We start from the raw sequence: 16,151 nt of genomic DNA on the forward strand, positions 1-16,151 counted from the left end.
ACCCCAGTCTGCCCGACAGATCGTGTGTGAAGTGGGTCACATCGGGACGTTAGTTACGTTGAGGTTCATGGTTACCAATGGTGAGCATGGAGGCGTTGCGACGACCTCTGAAGGAGATGACTGTGGACTCCACGCTTGCGGTGGCCCGGAAATACGTTGATGCGGTGGCGGCGAAGGATTTCGGCGCGGTTGCGGACTTGCTGGCCGATGACGTCGTCTGGCACCAGCCGGGTGCGAACCGGTTCTCGGGTGTTCACCGGGGAAGTGCCGCCGTCGACCAGTTGCTCGGCGGAATGATGACGATCAGTGAAGGAACGTTCGAGTTGTCGGTGACCGGCGTACCGATGGTGAACGGCGATCAGGTGGCGATCCCAGTCCACTTCGCGGGACGCCGTACGGGTGCCGAGTTCGAGCAGGACGGCGTCGACGTACTGCGGATCGACAGGGATCGGATCGTGGAGGTTCGGCTGTTCTCCAGTGATCAGGACGCCGAGGATGCGTTCTGGGGCGTCTGAAATCGCCTTATCTTGTGGGTAAACCGTCGCTTCGACCGATCGGATGTCGTCCATGGCTCAGCACCCGGCGTTCAACGTGCTCACCGCGAGTTGTCCGTCCCGTACGTCGCTGGCGCGGATTGCCAACAAATGGACAGCGATGGTGGTGATCGTGCTCAGCGACGGCCGGCAGCGGTTCGGCGACCTGCGCACGGCGGTCGAGGGCATCAGCGGCAAGGTGCTCACCGAGACGCTGCGCGACCTGGAACGTGACGGCCTGGTCGAGCGGCACGTGTACGCCGAGATGCCGCCCAGAGTGGAGTACGAACTGACCGATCTGGGCCGCACTCTCCACGTCCCCCTGCAAGCCCTCGGCCACTGGGCCGAACAACACATCGAACAGGTCCTCGCCGCCCGCGACACGTACGACGCCCGCACTCACAGTTAGTCCTCGTGTGAGCCGACGATCTCGGCGGCCGCACGGTGGACCATCTCGGCGAGTTCCTTCGGGGCAAGGACTTTCGCTTCACCGGCCTGAGCGAGGACGGCGGCGCAGGCTTCGTTCGGGTTCTCCAGATCGGTGTGGACAATGAACCAGCCGTCGGCGTCAGGCAGCGGCGGTGCAGTCGGCCTGAAGCGGAGTACGGCGTGGCCGCGGACGCGAAGCACGATCGGGTACGACGGCCTCATCGCCCGGAACTGCTCCTGCGCCTCGGCCCAGTAGGTGGACAAGTCGAAATCGCGGGGTCGCGCGAACGGCTTGTCAGTCGCTTCGGCCGAGGTCACCCGGCTCAAGCGATACGTGCGCAGGGCCCCGTCCGGCCGGCACGCGATGAGGTACCACGTCCGGCTCTTGGCGACCAGGCCGAGTGGCTCGACCTCGAACGGCTCAGCCGGGTCCCGGTAGGTGATCGCGATCCGCCGTTCCTCCCAGATCGCCTGCCGGCACAGGTCCAGCCAGCGCGGCACCTCCCGGCGGTCGTCCCAACCGGCGTGGTCGATCAGGAGCCGTTGCCGGGCGAACTCGGCATCGCGCCGCGTGCTCTCGGGCAGGGCCGCGATCAGCTTCGACATCGCTAGGTCACTCGACGCGTCCATGCCGAGGTCGGCGAGCACGTGCGCGGTCGCGCCGACGAACACCGACATCACCTCGGCTGGCGCAAGTCCGGTGAGCCGGGTGCGGTAATCGGGCAGCAGGGCCCACCCGCCGCCCCGGCCGCGGACGGAGTAGACCGGCACCCCGGCGAGGCTGAGCGCGTCGAGATCCCGCTGGACCGTGCGGGGTGAAACGTCCAGGTACTGCGCGAGCTCGTTCACGGTCGACTGGCCGCGGGTCTGCAGCCGCAGCAGGAGCCTGAGGAGCCGTTCGGCGCGCACGAATCGACTATGCCAGGAAAACAAGCCATCAGCTGGCGTCTTTTGTTCCTACGGTCGCTCTCATGACTGTGATCGAGGTCGCCGCCCTGTCCATGTCCTTCCGCGCGCCGGTCCGGAAGTCCGGGCTGCGCGCGGCGTTGGGTTCGCTGGTACGACGTGAATATCGCGAGGTGCAGGCGCTCGACGACGTGTCGTTCGCTATCGCGCCGGGTGAGGTGGTCGGGTTCATCGGGCCGAACGGTGCCGGCAAGACGACCACGATGAAGATCCTGTCCGGGATCCTGCACCCGACGAGTGGCGACGTTCGCGTCCTCGGGTCGGTGCCGTGGGAACGGCGTACCGACTTTCTGAAGCGGATCGCGTTCGTGCGCGGCAGTCAGCCGGTGGGTGGTTCGCAGGAACTGACTGTGATGGATTCACTCGAGTACCAGCGGCTCCTATACGACGTACCGCGGTCGGACTTCGAGAGCACGCTCAAGGTCGTGGAAGACCTGTTGCAACTAACCCCCTTGCTGGAAAGGCAATTACGAGCCCTGAGCCTCGGCGAACGGATGCGGGTCGGTCTGGCGCTGGCGCTGATCTATCGACCCGAGGTGCTCTTTCTCGACGAGCCGACGATCGGCCTCGACGTCACCGCGGCCAGTCAGATCCGCGAGTTCGTCTCCGACTACGTGACCCAGACCGGCGCCACGGTCCTGCTGACCAGCCACTACATGGCCGACGTCGCGTCGCTGTGCCCGCGGCTGATCCTGATCGATCAGGGGCGGGTCGAGTACGACGGTCCGCTGGCCGAACTGTCCGCACGACTATCGCCGTACAAGCTGATCCGGATCACGGCGCGAGGTGGTCCGGAGCCTGATTTCGGCGAGGTGGTGGAGTCGTCGGACGGGATGTGGGTGCTCCGGGTGCCGCGGGACGAGGTCGCTCAGACGACGTCGCGACTGCTCCAGACCCTCGACGTCGTCGACCTGGCCGTCGAGGAACCGCCGTTGGAGAAGGTCATCGACCGGGCGTACCGGGAAGGGCTGCGATGAGGACCTTCGTGCTGCTGGGGTTCCGGCTTCGTCAGGAGGTGCTGGAGTGGTCCGGTGCTTGGTGGTTTCTCGCGACCCTCGTCGTCCAGGCTGTGATCGGGCCGCTGATCGGGCTCTTCGTCTGGTCGGCCGTCTATCCGGACGATCCGACAATCGGGCGATACTACGTTGCGATCATCCTGGTGACGCTGATGACCGAGTCGTTCGAACAGCACACGTTCTCGGAGCGGATCTACGACGGAACGATCAGCCACGAACTGCTTCGGCCGCAGCCGGTCGTGATCGGCATACTGGGCACGAACCTGGCGATCCGGGCGTGGCTGACTTTCCTGGGTGCACCCGTCGTACTGATCACCGGACTGTCCCTCGACACCGGATTCGACTGGCGGTCGGTGCTGCTCAGCCTGCCGTTCGTCGTACTCGCTGCCGCGTTGATGTTTTTGTTGACATTCCTATTGTCGATGACAGGATTCTGGACCGATCGCGTCCACTCGATCGTCGGCTTCGGCCACACGTTGATCTTTCTCTTCGGCGGTACGGCGGCACCGGTCCGTCTCCTGCCGGACTTCTGGCGGCAGATCGCCGAGGCCTCGCCGTTCTACGCGATGAGCGGGCTGCCTGCCGAGATCGCGGCGTACGGCGGGGCGACGGTTGCCGACCTCGGGCTTCAGCTGTTCTGGCTGGCCGCGTTGCTGGTCGGCGTGAGGGTTGCCTGGCGAGCCGGGGTACGGCGGTATACGGCGGTGGGCTCGTGAAGCTCCTCAGTCTCGTCGGCGCGAGCTTCTCTATGTCGCTGCGGCGAAGCATGGCGTTCCGGATCAACCTGGTCTTCGACGTGGTGCTTGCGTTCGTCGGTCTTGGTACGGCGATCGCCCCGCTGCTGATCGTGTTCACCCAAGCCGAGACGCTGGCCGGGTGGTCGAAGGCCGAGACCCTCGTCCTGATCGGCACCTACCAGCTGATCACCGGGTTGCGAGGCACGTTCATCGACCCCAACCTGTCCTGGTTCCCGGACAACGGGATCCGCAACGGCAAGCTCGACAGCTATTTGTTGCAGCCGGCATCGAGTCTCTTCCTGGCCAGCCTCTCACTGTCCTCCCCACTGACCCTGATCCAACTGGTGCCGGGTCTCGGCGTACTCGCCTGGGGAATAGCGGTCGCCGACGAACAGCCTCGGTTGACGGGTGTGCTGGGCTGGCTGTTGCTGGTCGCAGCAGCGCTCGTGGTCACGTGGGCGCTCAGCGTTCTGCTGGCCTGCCTCGCGTTCTGGGCGCCGAAGCTGCAGCTCGACGTCTTCTACCACTCTGCCTGGCAGCTGGGCCGCTACCCAACAGACATCTTCGCCCGCCCACTTCGGATGGTGCTGACCTACGTCTTCCCCATGGCCCTGATCGCGTCCGTTCCCTCAGCCACCCTCCTCCGAGGCCCCAACTGGCAACTCCTCCTAGCCGGCCCCCTCGCCGCCGCACTCCTAGCCCTCCTAGCCACCACAACCTGGCACAAAGGCCTCCACCGCTACACCGGCGCCACCTCATGAGTCCCTCCCACGCGCCGCTACGCGCGGCTCCTGCGTCGCCGTGCTCGCCGCCACTCCCACCCACCCACAGGCGCGTGCTGCCGCCCGCTTATATGCGCGTGCTGTCGCCCGCTTGAGTCGAGAGCCGACTGTGGAGCCGCTTGGAAGTGTTCATCCGGGCATGCGTGGTTGAGGGCGAGCTTGTGGGGTCGCGTGGGGGTGTTTGTCGGGGCCCGCTTGGTTGAGGCCAGTTGTGGAGCTGTCTGCAGATATTTGCCCGAGTCCACGTGGTCGGAGACCGATCGTGGGGTCGCCTGCACGCGCTCGTGGGAGGGCGGGAGCGCTGGCGAGCAGGCGTCCGAGGAGCCCGCGTAGCTGTGCGTGGGTTAGGAGGTGTTGCTCAGGTGTTCGCGTCGTGCAGGGCTTGGTGGACGACTACTAGTGCGAAGAGGAGGAGGGTTAGGGCGTGGATGACTGTGCACCAGAGGCAGATGGCGTTGATTTGGAAGAGTTCGGCCCAGATCAGGTAGCAGACGAAGATGATGCCGGTGGTGACGGCGGTCAGGCGGAGGCGGGTGGGCCAGGGGGAGGGGGTGCGCCAGAGTGGGGGGAGGGAGAGGGCGGTCATGGCGGCGAAGAAGCCTAGGCCGAGGAGGGCGACGGGGATGCCGGCGAGGCGGGAGTAGGAGCTGGTGGTGACCTTGACACAGTTGACGACGCCCGTGTCGGGGCAGGCGAGCGTCGTACCGGCGGTGAAGTGCTCATAGGTGAGGTACGACGCGACCGCGAGGCCCGCGATCGACAGGACCAACGTGGTCCAGGGGATCCAACCCAACGGCTTCCTCACCGTCGGATCAGCTCTTTCCGAGTTTGCCGGCTGCTGCGGTGACCGCGGCGCTCGTGCACACGTTGCCGGGTTGGTTACCGGTCACCTGGCACAGCGCGGCCGTGTACCGGTTGGCGGACGCGTCGACGGCTCGCGCGATCGGGCTGGACGGGTCCTTCAGCGCGTTCGCGATCTCGGTCTGTGTCTTGCCGGCCAGGATCTCCGGACTGTACGTCGCACCGGACGAGACGAACTTCCCGCCGATGTCGATGAACGGGATCGACCCTCCGCTCTTCACGTACGGCGGCTGGTTGTACGTGTCGAACGTCTGCTGATCGGCCTCGGTCGGCGTGTCCAGCGGGGCGTACTGGCCGTTGACCTTCTCGTTGGTCGTGGTCTCCACCCCGGTGAACGCCAAGTACTGGCTCGTGTACGTCGCCCCGTGGAAGGACAGCGTGGGAGTGTTCGGATACACGTCGTCGCCGGCGGAGTGCGTCGTACCGAGGTTCGCGAACGTACCGAATCGCGACAGCGCGACCGCGACCGGCCAACGCTCCGCCGCGCAGAACGGGCAGAACTCGGCGCCGATGTAGAGCACCTTCGGCTTCCCGGACGCGGTCAATTCCGGCGCGGTGATTGCGGCCGGTCCGCCCTGGACGCCCTCGGTGCCAACCTGGTCGAACGTCGCCGAGGATACGGCGGCCAACGCTGAGACCAGCTGTGAATCGGCGGTGCCGGACGGGCCGGTCGCGGTCTGCTTGCTGCCGCCGGCTAGCCGGATGACGACCAGCCCGGCCACCACGACGACCACGACGGTGACGGCGCCGAGTGCGATCAGGAGACGCTTACGCCGTTCGGCTCGCAATTGGGCTGCGCGAAGCTCCGCAACCTTCTGCCGCGCCTGAGCCTTCTGTTCGACTCGCCTGCTCATCTGTGGTCCTCTCGAGAACACACCCCAGAAGCACAACTTCCGGCCACGCTCCGAAGTTCCATTGGCCGCCGATGGAACGCGGTCAGACCAGGGCGGGAGCGGCGTGTTTGCCGGTGGTCAGGGACTGGCCCTGGTCGATCATCTGTTCGGCGATCCGGTCGACCGCGGCGGAGAAGGATTCGGAGTTCTCCGGGTCCCACTCGTGGAGGCGGTCGAGCATCCAGACCCGGAAGGCGCCGACGAAGCGCTGGAACATCTCCAGGCCGATCGGGGTGAAGCGGTAGTGCCCGAGGGTCTCGGAGAGGTAGCCGTCGGCAACCAGTTGACTGGCGAGCGGCTCGAAGGCGCCGGGCGGGACCTTGAGATCGCCGGTGATCTCGGCCAGCGTCGCCGACCCGCTCTCGGCGCCGCCGCGGAAGACGCGCATGATCATCCACGCCTGCGCGACGCTCAACGGGATGCCGGACTCGGCCAGGACCTCGGGCGCCGGGTTGCGCTTGTGGTGCTGGACGACGAGGGCGGCGAGCTTCTGCAGTTCGTGTTCGGAGTCGAAGGACGCCGGCGCACCGAAACTCTCGCCGACGTTGGCCGCCATCCGCGCGGTGTCGCGGAGCGGAACCTCCTTCAGCAGCAGGGAGGTCAGGAACCCGAGGGCCGCGACCGGCACCGCCCACAGGAAGACCACGTGCAGGGAGTCCGCGTACGCCGCAGTGACCGCAGAACGGACCGTGGAAGGCAGAGACCGAACGCCGTCGACCGTGGTCGTCAGACGCGCGTCGACGCCGGTCGCGCGGACCGCTTCGGCCAGCTGCGTCGGGAGCTGGTGGGCGTAGATCGAGCCGAAGACCGCGACACCGAAGGAACTGCCCATCGTGCGCAGGAAGCTGACCCCGGACGTCGCGACACCCAGATCCGCGTAGTCGACGGTGCTCTGCACGACCACGGTCGGCACCGGCATGCACAGTCCGACGCCCAGTCCGAGCACGATCATGAAGCCGGCAGTCTCGCCGTACGCCGTCTGATTGTCGAGCGTCGACAATAGCCACAGCCCGACGCCGATCAGGACCGTGCCGACGATCGGGAACAGCCGGTAGCGCCCGGTCTTGCTGATGATCTGCCCGACCACGATCGAGGCGACGAGCAGACCGCACACCAGCGGCAGCATCTGCAGCCCTGATTCGGTGGCCGAAGCACCGTGCACGAATTGCAGGTACGTCGGCAGATACGTGACCCCGCCGAGCATCGCGAACCCGATGATGAAGCTCATCACCGCGCACACCGTGAACACGCCGGACCGGAACAACCGCATTGGCAGCAACGGTTCGGCCGCGCGTCGTTCCACCTGGACGAACAGGACCAGCGCGATCACGGATCCCACCGTCATCGCGATGATCGTGGTCGACGTCCAGGCGTACTCGTTCCCGCCCCACGTCGTCACCAGCGTCAGCCCGGTCGCGGCCAGGCCGATCAGCAGGATGCCGGCGTAGTCGATCTTCGGCCCGACCGCCGCCTTCACCGACGGCAGTGTGACGGTGGCAACGATCAGTACGACGATGCCGAGCGGGATGTTCACGTAGAACGCCCACCGCCAGCTCAGGTGGTCGACGAACAACCCGCCGAGCAGCGGCCCGGCCACGGTCGAGACGCCGAACACCGACCCCATGAAGCCCTGGTACTTGCCCCGCTCACTCAGCGGTACGACGTCCGCGATCACCGCGGTCGCGGTCACCATCAGCCCGCCCGCGCCGAGCCCCTGCAGCGCCCGCGAGCCGACCAGCCACAGCATCGAGTCGGCCATCCCGCACAGCGCCGAGCCGGCCAGGAACAGCACCACGCTGATCAGGAACATCGGCTTGCGCCCGTACAGGTCGCCGAACTTCCCGACCAGTGCGGTCATGATCGTCTCGGCCAGCAGGTACGACGTGACCACCCAGGACAGGTGGTTCGCGCCGCCCAGGTCGCTGACGATGGTCGGCAACGCGGTCGCCACGATCGTCTGATCGAGGGCCGCGAGCAACATTCCGAGCATGATCGCCACGACCACCGCGTTCCGGGTGGCTCGCCCGACCGGCTGACCCTCGGTCTCCATGTGCCGAATGTAGCCATTCCGACACTTTCGGCTACCACAGACGTGCGGCGATCGCGTCTCGAAAAGGTCCGTACGATGGAGCGGTGCCGTCGACATTGCCCGAGGGGGAGGTTGCGCCTCGGGATGGGGCGTTGCCGGAAGCCGCCGTACGCGAAGCCGCCAGCAGGCCGCTCGGCTTCTACCTGCATGTGCCGTTCTGTGCGTCCCGGTGTGGATATTGCGACTTCAACACCTATACGGCGAAGGAACTCGGCGGGGGCGGGTCGCAGGCGTCGTACGCCGAGACCGCGGTCGAAGAGGTCCGGATGGCTCGGCGGGTGCTTGGTGGGCTCGATCGGCCGGTCGAGACGGTGTTCTTCGGGGGCGGTACGCCGACTTTGCTGCCGGCGAAGGATCTGGGTCGGATGCTGGCTGCGGTGCGGGACGAGTTCGGGCTCGCGGCCGGTGCTGAGGTGACGACGGAGGCGAATCCGGAGTCGGTGGATGCGCGGTATCTGGAGGAGTTGCTGGCCGCGGGGTTCACGCGGGTGAGTTTCGGGATGCAGAGTGCGGCGTCCCATGTGCTGAAGATTCTTGATCGGCAGCACACGCCGGGGCGGGCGTTGCAGGCGGTGAAGGAGGCCACGGCCGCCGGGTTCGAGCACGTGAACCTGGACTTGATCTACGGGACGCCGGGGGAGTCGCTCGACGACTGGCGGCTGTCGCTGGAGTCGGCGCTGTCCGCCGATCCCGACCATGTCAGTGCCTACGCGTTGATCGTTGAGGACGGCACTCAGTTGGCTCGTCGGATCCGTCGCGGGGAGCTGCCGATGCCGGATGACGACGACCTCGCGGACAAGTACGTGCTGGCCGACGAGCTGCTGTCCGGCCACGGCCTCAGCTGGTATGAGGTCTCGAACTGGGCCCGCACCGAGGACGCGCGCTGCCGGCACAACGAGCTCTACTGGCGCGGCGACACCTGGTGGGGGATCGGCCCGGGTGCCCACAGCCACGTCGGCGGCATCCGCTGGTGGAACGTCAAGCATCCCAGCGCGTACGCCGAACGCCTCAACGCCGGCGAAAGTCCGGCCCACGCCCGCGAAACCCTCGACCCCGAAACCCGCCGCATCGAACGAGTCCTCCTCGAGGTCCGCCTAGCCGCCGGCCTCCCCCTCGACGTCCTCGACGAGCAGGGCCGCGCCGCCGTCCCCGAGGTCCTCACCAACGGCCTCGCCGAACTCGCCGCCGATCGCCTGGTCCTAACCCCCCGAGGCCGCCTCCTCGCCGACGCAGTAGTCCGCACCCTCCTCCCGTAAACCCTGCGCCGTCCCCAAATCAAAGTGATCAGAAGTGATCATCATGAGCTGTTGACGACTGTTGTGCGCAGCGGGGAGGCTGTGCGGCAAGCGATTGCTGCCTTCCGCCCCGAGGAGTCGTGATGCCGTCCTTCATCAGTCGACGCCTGTTGATCCAGGCCGGCCTTGCCGGCGGTGCGCTCGCCGCCACCGGTTCGCACAGCACCCGGGCCGCCGCGGCCGCCGACGAGTTCGACGTACTGCGGGATCGCTGGGCGGCCCTGAACACCGGTGGTGCGATCGACCCCACCGTGCCCGCGTACGCCGACGCTCTGGCCAAGCTGACCACCCAGGCGCAGGAGCTTGTCGACAATCTGATCATCGACAGCGACCGGACGGCCCTCTGGCCGGACCTCCCGCTCAGTTCGACCTCGGGGAACTTCTCCATCAGCTACACCAGGCTGAAGTCCATCGCCCTGGCTCGCGCGACCCCAGGCACCACGCTCACGACCGACCCGGCCGACCGTCTCGCCAGCGCCCTCGACTTCCTCAACCAGCGCGCCTACAACGAGACTCTCCCCGAGACCGGCAACTGGTGGTTCTGGGAGATCGGCGCACCACGCGCCCTGCTCGACACCTGCATCCTCGCGTACGACGCCCTCAGCGCCGACCAACTCACGTCATACCTGAGAGCCGTCGACCGCTTCGTCCCCGACCCGAATCGCCGGACCAACTCACCGAACGTTCGCGAGACCGGCGCCAACCGTGTCGACAAGGCACTGATCGTCGCCCTCCGCGGCATCGTCGGCAAGTCCGCCGAGAAGCTCGCCGCCGCCCGCGACGCACTCAGCGACGTCGCGGAGGCCGGCAAGAACAGCGTCTTCACCTACGTCACCAGCGGCGACGGCTTCTACCGCGACGGCTCGTTCGTCCAGCACGGCAACCTCGCGTACGTCGGCACCTACGGCAACGTCGCGCTCGGCGGTGTGGCGAACCTGTTCTCCCTGCTCGGCGGATCGACCTGGCAGATCACCGACCCGAACCGTGCGGTCATCCTGGACGCGGTGGAGGCGAGCTTCGCGCCGTTCATTGTCAACAATCTGATGATGGACTGCGTCTCCGGTCGCGCCATCTCCCGCGAACGCGGCGGCGACCACCGCAACGGTCACGGCACCACCTCGAGCGTGCTGCTGCTTGCTACCGGAGTCGCCGAGCCGTACGCCAGCCGTTTCAAGGCGCTGGTCAAGGGCTGGATCACCCGCGACCGCCTGGCCGACTACCTAACTGGCGCATCGATCCCGGAGATCTCCCGCGCCAAAGCCGTCCTCGACGACAGCAGCACGACTGCGGCACCTACGAACCCGAAGCACTTCCAGTTCCACAACCAGGATCGCGTCGTCCACCGCCGCCCGGGCTGGACCTTCGCGATCGCCATGTCGTCCAAGCGGATGGCCCGCTACGAGTGGGGCAACGGTGAGAACCTCCGCGGCTGGTACGTCGGCGACGGCATGACCTACCTCTACAACGACGACCACGCCCAGTTCTACGACGCCTACTGGCCGACCGTCGACGCCCAGCGCCTGCCCGGTACGACGGTCAGCACGAAACCACGGCAGCCACACGGCACCGGCGGCGGCACCGGAACCATCGCCGCGTACGCCGAGTGGGTCGGCGGAGCGTCGTACCGCGACAAAGCCGGTGCCGTCGGCATGCATCTCATCAATCACGACAAGACCTTGCAGGCAAGGAAGTCCTGGTTCTGCCTCGCTGACTCGATCGTTGCCCTGGGCGCCGGAATCACCGGCACCGACGGCTACCCGGTCGAGACCGTGGTCGAGAACCGCAACCTGCACGCGGACGGTACGGCGGCTCTCGTGGTCGACGGAGTCACGCAGCCGGGGAACGCGTCGTACGACGATCCGCGGTGGGCACACCTCGAAGGCGTCGGCGGTTGCATCTTCCCGCGAGGAGGACGCGTGCGCGCCACCAGGGAGGATCGCACCGGCACGTGGCGCGAGATCAACACCGGCAACGACACCGGCGGTTCGACCACGCCGTACACCCGTCGTTATGTGTCGCTCGTGGTCGAGCACGGGACGGACATCGGCGAGTACGCCTACATCCTGTTGCCCGGGGCAAGCACGTGGCGGACGGCCGAGCGGGCCGCGGACCCCGGCGTCGCCGTGCTGGCGAACACTGCCGACGTCCAGGCGATCCACTCGGGTCGCGATCAGCTCACGCTGGCCAACTTCTGGACCGCGGGCGCGGCCGGTGGAATCACCGCGTCGGGACCGGCGTCGGTCGTCGTCGGCACGGACGGCCGGACGATCACCGTCGCCGTGTCCGACCCGAGCCGCACGGTCGAGACCCTACGTCTGATTGTCGACAATCGAGCGGCCCAGGTGGTCGCCGCTGACGATACGGTCACGGTGGTTGCGCTGAGTAAGCAGATGGTCCTCGACATCGCGGTCGGCGGATCCCGCGGCGCGACCCACACGGCGTCGTTCCTCCGGTAACCTCAGCACAGCAAACTCCCAGGTAGGACTGCGGTTGGTGATCGGCGCGGTTCGTTCTGTGACGGCGCGGGCTGGTATGTACTGACCTGACGACGCTGGTGTCTCAGCGTGACGAGATGGTGCTTGACATAACCGGTTGGGACGCTCGAAACTCAGCACACTTTCGCGATCCGAGAGCGCTCTCCTCAACTCCGTCCAGTTCCAGGGAGCTTCACATGCGGCCCAGTGCCGGCTATCGCCCCGTTGCGCTTCTGCTTGCCTGCGGCGCGGTCCTGTTGGCCTCCGCCTGCGGCGGCTCCGGCAGCTCTGATGCCTCCGGCAACGAAGTCGTCGACCGGCCGAAGATCGAGCTGACCATCGCCACCTTCAACGAGTTCGGGTACGACGACCTGTACCGCGAGTACGAGGCGATGCATCCGAACATCAAGATCGTGCAGCGCAAGGCACCCACCGTCGACGCGCACATCAAGAACCTGGACACCAACCTGGCCGCCGGGTCCGGGCTGGCCGACATCGAGGCGATGGAGGTCAGCTGGATCTACAACTATCTGGCCAAGGCGGACAAGTTCGTCGACCTGCGCCAGTACGGCGCCGACGAGCTGAAGGACCGCTGGCTGGACTGGAAGGTGGCCGCCGCGACCACCCAGGACGGCAAGATCATCGGCTACGGCACCGACATCGGCCCGGAGGCGATCTGCTACCGCCGCGACCTGTTCGCCCTGGCGGGCCTGCCGACCGACCGGGCCCAGGTGGCCAAGCTGTTCCCCGACTGGTCGTCGTACTTCGCGACCGGACGGAAGTTCAAGCAGAAGGTGCCGGGCTCGGCCTGGTACGACTCCGCGGTGCTCACCTGGGAGGCGATGCGGAACCAGCTGATCCAGGCGTACTACTCGAACCAGGACCGCTATCTCGGCGCGGAGAACCCGCTGCTGAAGCGGACCTGGAACCAGATCGTCCAGGGCAGCGCGGACGGCCTGTCCGCGAAGCTGCCGGCCTGGAGCGACGCCTGGAACAAGGCGTTCCGCACCGACGCGTTCGCGACGATGGCCTGCCCGGGCTGGATGCTCGGCGTGATCCAGGACAACGCGGGCAGCTTCGGCAAGGGCAAGTGGGACGTCGCCGACGTGTTCCCCGGCGGTGGCGGCAACTGGGGTGGTTCGTACCTCACCGTGCCGACGCAGTCGCCGCAGCCCGAGGAGGCGGCCCGGCTGGCCGCCTGGCTGACCGCGCCCGAGCAGCAGATCAAGGTGTTCAAGAAGGTCGGCTCGTTCCCGTCCACGCTCGACGCGTACGACGACGAGCAGGTGAAGAACCAGGTCAACGCGTACTTCAACAACGCGCCGGTCGGGACGATCTTCATCAACCGGGCCAAGAACGTGATCCTCAAGCAGCACAAGGGACCGCGCGAGGGTGAGATCAACCAGGTCTTCAGCGCCGCGCTGGCCCGGGTCGACGAGGGCAAGCAGACGCCCGAGGCGGCCTGGAAGCAAGCGCTCGACCTGGCCGACAAAGCCGCGAACACCAGGAAGAAGGGCTGAGCCACGCCCAGCCTCGAGGCTCCGTGATCGCCCGCGGACGTATTACGGTGTGAAGGTCACTCAGTCGTCCGGAGGAGGACCGATGAAGGACTCTGGTTCTCCGACATTGGAGCAGGTCGCCGCACTCGCGGGAGTTTCGCGGGCCACTGTGTCGCGGGTCGTGAACGGATCGCCCAAGGTGCTGCCGGACACGGTGGCCGCGGTCGAGCGCGCGATCGGCCAGCTCGGCTATGTACCCAACCGCGCCGCCCGGGCGCTGGTGACGCGGCGGACCGATTCGGTCGCGATCGTCGTACCCGAGCCGGACAGCCGGGTGTTCTCCGATCCGTTCTTCGCCGGCATCCTGCGCGGTGTCAGCATGACGCTCGCGCCGACGTCCTCGCAGCTCGTGCTGCTGATCGAGCCCGCCGAAGGTGACGACCAGCGCCTGCTGCGGTACCTGCGCGGCGGTCACGTCGACGGCGCGATCATCGTCAGCCACCACGGGCGCGACAACGTGCTGCAGGAGTTGGCGCAGTTGCCGCTGCCGATCGTGTTCAGCGCCCGGCCGCTGGGCGTCGACGTACCGGTGGCGAGTGTGGACGTGGACAACGTCGCGGGTGCGCGGACGGCGGTCGAGTACCTGCTGTCGATCGGGCGTCGCAAGATCGGGACGATCGCCGGGCCGCTCGACATGACCGCCGGGCTGGACCGGCTGACCGGCTACAAGGACGTGATGAAGGAGGCCGGGCTGACCGAGGCCGTTGCCTTCGGCGACTTCACGGCCGACGGCGGCGAGCAGGCGGCGCTGCGGTTGTTCGACGAGTTCCCCGACCTGGACGGGCTGTTCGTAGCCAACGATCTGATGGCGACGACGGCGCTGCGGGTGCTGTCGCAGCGGCGCCGGCGGGTGCCGGAGGACGTGGCGGTGGTCGGGTTCGACGACTCGGTGCTGGCGACGACCACGACGCCGAAGCTGACCACGGTCCGCCAGCCGGTCGAGAAACTCGGCGCCCGGTTGGCCGAGATCCTGCTCGCCAAGATCGGCGGCGCCGAACTCACCAGCCCGGAGATCTACGGCACCGAACTGATCGTCCGGGACTCTGCCTGAACGCCCGCGCTACGGCGGATCGTTCTGGAATTGGAACTGGACACGGATCGAGCTGTCCAGGGGTACGACGACAGTCGTGTTCGAAGCATTCCACTGTCGCGGGACCAGGAAGAGCCGGTCCTCGCCGACGACGAGGAGGCGCAGCCCGCGGTAGCGGTAGTTGAAGGTCTGGCCCGCACCCGACTGCAGCGTCGTCTCCTCGAGTCCGGGGGAGCGCAGAGACAGCTTCTCCTTGGTGTCGAGGATGACGACCGGGAACTTGTCCAGGTTCTCCGCGTCCCCCTTGGCCAGACCGCGACCGGAGTACTGCGCTGTCGTCGCGGTGGCCCAGAACGCGCAGGTGACGGTGACGACCACGAGCAGGGCGATCAGGGAACGCTGACCGCTGAGCTGCGGATCCAGCTTGCGCCGCAGGTAGGTGAGGTAGGCGAGTGTGGCCGAGGCCAGACCGATCACCCCGGGCACGAACAAGGCGTAGTACGGGACCTGTCCGATCAACGGGTACGCGAGCAGCCCGGCGACACCGATCAGGAGCAGTACGACGGTCGCCCGGGCGGCACGTCGTACGCCGGTCTCGGTCGGGTGGATGGCGTTGTGCAGGAGCAGTCCGGCGACCGCGAGCAAGGTGATGACCAGCAGCGGGACGAGGAGCGGCTGGGGACTGCGCATCACGTAGTCCTGCGTACTCAGGCCGATGGTGTCGACGTCGATGCCGAAGTACTCGTACTGCGATCGCGCGGAGACGTAGCCGAAGTAGAACAGCAGGGCGCTGATCAGGCTGATCGGCGTGACGATCTTCGCCGCGAACGTCACCCAGCGCTCGACCTGGGACTGCTCGTCAGCCATTCGAGGGAGTGCCGTTCGAGGGAGTGCCGTTCGATGGAGTCTCGAGGGTGATCGGGTCGAAGTTGATCTGGGTGTCGCCGAAACCCTCGACCAGGCTCCGGCAGTCTTCGTCGGTCTCGCAGCTGGCCTCCATCGGGATGACGAGATCGACGGAGTCGGTGCCGTTGGCCACTTGCCGGACGCCGACGTAACAGGGTTTGAAGTCGCTGCTCTGCCACTTGACGTCGGCGCAGGCCCGGACGTCGCCGGGGCAGGATCCTTGGTAGAACTCGAAGACACCGGTCGGGGCGAGGCCGGCCGCGCCGAGGCTGATCGTCGTACCGGTGGGAATCGGGTTCTTGCCCAGCCAGTTGACCTCGGCGCACTGTTCGACGCCGTCCTCCTCGACGTTGCCGCCGATCGGGGCGTTCGCGATCGAGATCGACGGCTTGTTCTGCTGGGTCTGCGTGGGCTCCGGATCGGTGGGCTCGGGCGGCGGCTCGCCGGTGCTCTCCGAGACCGTGATGGGCGCGGGAGACGGCGTGGGCGTGTCCGCACAGCCGGCCAGGAGCAGAGCGCCGACCGCCGCCACCGCCAGAAGCCTCGTGATCATGACGACCACCCCCAGCTACAGAATGACC

Annotated in this window: 15 protein-coding genes; 9 read left to right on the top strand and 6 right to left on the bottom strand. The window is 67.0% G+C overall.

The features are described 5' to 3' along the window. The first annotated feature begins 122 nt into the window (after positions 1 to 122). Positions 123 to 515, top strand: coding sequence for a nuclear transport factor 2 family protein (locus V9K99_RS33000; protein ID WP_337336415.1), 393 nt, complete (start codon positions 123 to 125; stop codon positions 513 to 515). Between the two features lie 52 nt (positions 516 to 567). Further along, positions 568 to 942: a winged helix-turn-helix transcriptional regulator gene (locus tag V9K99_RS33005; protein ID WP_337323896.1), complete on the top strand. Its 375-nt coding sequence runs from the start codon at positions 568 to 570 to the stop codon at positions 940 to 942. Here V9K99_RS33005 and V9K99_RS33010 read toward each other — a convergent pair. Further along, entirely contained in the window at positions 939 to 1,871 is a 933-nt protein-coding gene (locus V9K99_RS33010) for a helix-turn-helix transcriptional regulator (protein ID WP_337323895.1), read from the bottom strand. The genes V9K99_RS33005 and V9K99_RS33010 overlap by 4 nt on opposite strands. A 62-nt stretch (positions 1,872 to 1,933) precedes the next feature. Here V9K99_RS33010 and V9K99_RS33015 point away from each other — a divergent pair, with 62 nt between their 5' ends. From V9K99_RS33015 to V9K99_RS33025, 3 genes are read left to right on the top strand one after another with little or no spacing between them, the layout of a single operon-like run. Next, positions 1,934 to 2,905, top strand: coding sequence for an ABC transporter ATP-binding protein (locus tag V9K99_RS33015; protein ID WP_337323894.1), 972 nt, complete (start codon positions 1,934 to 1,936; stop codon positions 2,903 to 2,905). Continuing rightward, on the top strand, positions 2,902 to 3,660 hold the full coding sequence (locus V9K99_RS33020; protein ID WP_337323893.1) for an ABC transporter permease: 759 nt from the start codon (positions 2,902 to 2,904) through the stop codon (positions 3,658 to 3,660). Before V9K99_RS33015 ends, V9K99_RS33020 begins: the two co-directional genes overlap by 4 nt. Further along, entirely contained in the window at positions 3,657 to 4,442 is a 786-nt protein-coding gene (locus V9K99_RS33025) for an ABC transporter permease (RefSeq protein WP_337323892.1), read from the top strand. Before V9K99_RS33020 ends, V9K99_RS33025 begins: the two co-directional genes overlap by 4 nt. 379 nt (positions 4,443 to 4,821) lie before the next feature. Here V9K99_RS33025 and V9K99_RS33030 read toward each other — a convergent pair whose 3' ends face one another. The 3 genes from V9K99_RS33030 to V9K99_RS33040 form a co-directional block, all read right to left on the bottom strand. Continuing rightward, positions 4,822 to 5,268: a vitamin K epoxide reductase family protein gene (locus V9K99_RS33030; RefSeq protein ID WP_337323891.1), complete on the bottom strand. Its 447-nt coding sequence runs from the start codon at positions 5,266 to 5,268 to the stop codon at positions 4,822 to 4,824. Positions 5,269 to 5,275: 7 nt separating this feature from the next. After that, positions 5,276 to 6,178, bottom strand: coding sequence for a DUF929 family protein (locus V9K99_RS33035; RefSeq protein WP_337323890.1), 903 nt, complete (start codon positions 6,176 to 6,178; stop codon positions 5,276 to 5,278). An 82-nt stretch (positions 6,179 to 6,260) separates the two neighbouring features. Beyond that, entirely contained in the window at positions 6,261 to 8,267 is a 2,007-nt protein-coding gene (locus V9K99_RS33040) for an MDR family MFS transporter (protein WP_337323889.1), read from the bottom strand. An 83-nt stretch (positions 8,268 to 8,350) separates the two neighbouring features. Here V9K99_RS33040 and hemW point away from each other — a divergent pair, with 83 nt between their 5' ends. The 4 genes from hemW (at position 8,351) to V9K99_RS33060 (ending at position 14,685) form a co-directional block, all read left to right on the top strand. Beyond that, positions 8,351 to 9,562 carry a radical SAM family heme chaperone HemW gene (hemW, locus tag V9K99_RS33045; protein ID WP_337323888.1) on the top strand — a complete coding sequence of 404 codons (1,212 nt, stop codon included), beginning with the start codon at positions 8,351 to 8,353 and terminating at the stop codon, positions 9,560 to 9,562. A 122-nt stretch (positions 9,563 to 9,684) separates the two neighbouring features. Next, a complete protein-coding gene (locus V9K99_RS33050) occupies positions 9,685 to 12,057 on the top strand; it encodes a polysaccharide lyase 8 family protein (RefSeq protein ID WP_337323887.1) in 2,373 nt (790 codons plus the stop codon). 215 nt (positions 12,058 to 12,272) lie between these two features. After that, positions 12,273 to 13,595, top strand: a complete 1,323-nt coding sequence (locus V9K99_RS33055) for an ABC transporter substrate-binding protein (protein WP_337323886.1) — start codon at positions 12,273 to 12,275, stop codon at positions 13,593 to 13,595. Positions 13,596 to 13,677: 82 nt separating this feature from the next. Continuing rightward, a complete protein-coding gene (locus tag V9K99_RS33060; RefSeq protein ID WP_337323885.1) occupies positions 13,678 to 14,685 on the top strand; it encodes a LacI family DNA-binding transcriptional regulator in 1,008 nt (335 codons plus the stop codon). Positions 14,686 to 14,694: 9 nt separating this feature from the next. Here V9K99_RS33060 and V9K99_RS33065 read toward each other — a convergent pair whose 3' ends face one another. Together V9K99_RS33065 and V9K99_RS33070 are read right to left on the bottom strand one after the other, a co-directional pair. Continuing rightward, positions 14,695 to 15,531, bottom strand: coding sequence for a hypothetical protein (locus tag V9K99_RS33065; RefSeq protein ID WP_337323884.1), 837 nt, complete (start codon positions 15,529 to 15,531; stop codon positions 14,695 to 14,697). Further along, entirely contained in the window at positions 15,524 to 16,123 is a 600-nt protein-coding gene (locus V9K99_RS33070; protein ID WP_337323883.1) for a hypothetical protein, read from the bottom strand. The genes V9K99_RS33065 and V9K99_RS33070 overlap by 8 nt, the downstream gene beginning before the upstream one ends. Positions 16,124 to 16,151 lie beyond the last annotated feature (28 nt).

It is taken from the genome of Kribbella sp. CCNWLW201 (assembly GCF_037203805.1).
GTDB lineage: Bacteria > Actinomycetota > Actinomycetes > Propionibacteriales > Kribbellaceae > Kribbella.